The sequence below is a fragment of the Falsiphaeobacter marinintestinus genome (assembly GCF_007923355.1).
In the GTDB taxonomy this organism is placed as follows: domain Bacteria; phylum Pseudomonadota; class Alphaproteobacteria; order Rhodobacterales; family Rhodobacteraceae; genus Phaeobacter_A; species Phaeobacter_A marinintestinus.
Window position 1 is genome coordinate 1 of record NZ_VOGO01000044.1, and the last position, 1659, is coordinate 1659.

Genomic DNA, 1659 nt, shown 5'->3' on the forward strand with positions numbered 1-1659 from the left:
TACATCCGATCTGACAACGTCCTATGTCGGGAAGATCTGGCCATTTAGGTCAGCTGGTCTTGGGGCATTCGAGGGATCGAATGCCGTGTTAAGTTTGCCCAGACGGGCTCTGCCGTCAAGAAGTGGTCTCTCCCATAGCAAACACAAGGTACGCGCGATGGCGGCCTTCACCGTCCTTAAGACGAGATCCTAAATCCCAAGCAGAAAGCCCGAACATTATCTACGAGGTCAGCAAGCTGCCTCCACGGCCACTACAGAGAGAGGTCCTTCCGCCTGGGCCCGCCCGCTTCAAAGAAGGGGCGATAGGGTTCGCCGTGTTTGACCAGGGCGTGTACGGTTCGCGCCATCTTCGCTGAGATAGCAGTGTATGCCTTGCGTCTCAGATGCGCGTTATGCCGGTCTTTCGAGATATAGCGTTCAAACTTGTCTCTGAAGCTGTTGGTGCGTTTGAGAACCGCGGTCTGTCCAGCCATCCAAAGTGTTCGACGCAACCGGGCGTTCCCATATTTTGATATCTTGCTTTGCCCACGGAACGTGCCGGATTGCATGGTCGCGAGGTCCAGCCCACAGAACTTCAGGAACTGGCGATGGTGCTGGAAACGCCGAAGATCCCCAGCTTCAGCCAGAATAGTCATAGCGTTGATGGGACCGATCCCCGGGATGGTCGTCAGCAGCAGGTAGTCGGGAAGGTCGGACAGAAGCTCGACAGCTCGTGCCTCAATCTCATTGCGCTGGCGAATGAGGCTGCGCCCTTCTGCCAGCACCAGCCGGAACATGCGAACGGCGTCCGACTCTGGGTGAACCGGCAGGCCCACAGAAGCGACAGCTGTGGCGTAAATATCTGAGAGCATTTGCTCTTTGCCGACTTTGCGGCCCACAACTTGCCATGCGTCCTTGATGAATGCTTCCCGGCTCATCGCCGAGATCATGTGCGGCGAAGGGTACCTATCGAGGAAAGCCAGAAACCAGTCTGTGCGCGAGCTTCGATAAAAGCGCTCGGCCTCCGGAAAGTACAGCGGCAGGTAATGCGTCAGGATGCGGTGCCATAGTTCGGTTTTGGAGCGTGAGACGATCTCGTGGGTCTTTGACAGCTCCTGAATGTCGGCGGTGCCAGTCACAAGCGGGTCATGGAAGAATTGAACTGCACCTATCTCCAGCATGTGCAGGATGACCTGCGCATCCTTTGGATCATTTTTATCCCAGCTATTGTGCAGCGCTTCTCGCGTTCGCGCCAAACTGACCGAAGACACAAGCTTCAGGTCAAACCCCGACTGGCCAAGATGGTGGGCAAGCGTGCGATGGTAATTGCCGGTCGCCTCGAACCCGATCCGTACTGGCAGGTCGTAGCTGGCAAGGGTGCTAACCAGCCGTTGGAAATCCGCAAGCGTGTTTGTGATCGTCAAACGACGGCGGTGCTTTTTGCCCGGGATACCGATCAGGACCTCGTGACGATATTTTGAAATGTCGATAGCGACCAACAAGGTCGAAGCTTTAAAATGGTTGGCGGCCATAGCCGGTCTCCTCATCAGTGTGGTTCATGCAAAACCACTGTTGAGACCTGAGACCCGGTTATGGCCACCCGCTGCGCTATCTGAGGGCTGCGCGCGTGGCCATAACCTATAAACAGCGCTTCTTCCCGACGTGCTATGGCCCTGAGTT

At 56.1% G+C, this 1659-nt stretch carries 1 pseudogene; it reads right to left on the reverse strand.

Annotation, left to right across the window (positions count from 1 at the left end):
- Positions 1-220 precede the first annotated feature (220 nt).
- Positions 221-1511, reverse strand: a pseudogene (locus FOY56_RS23325) (IS110 family RNA-guided transposase).
- Positions 1512-1659 lie beyond the last annotated feature (148 nt).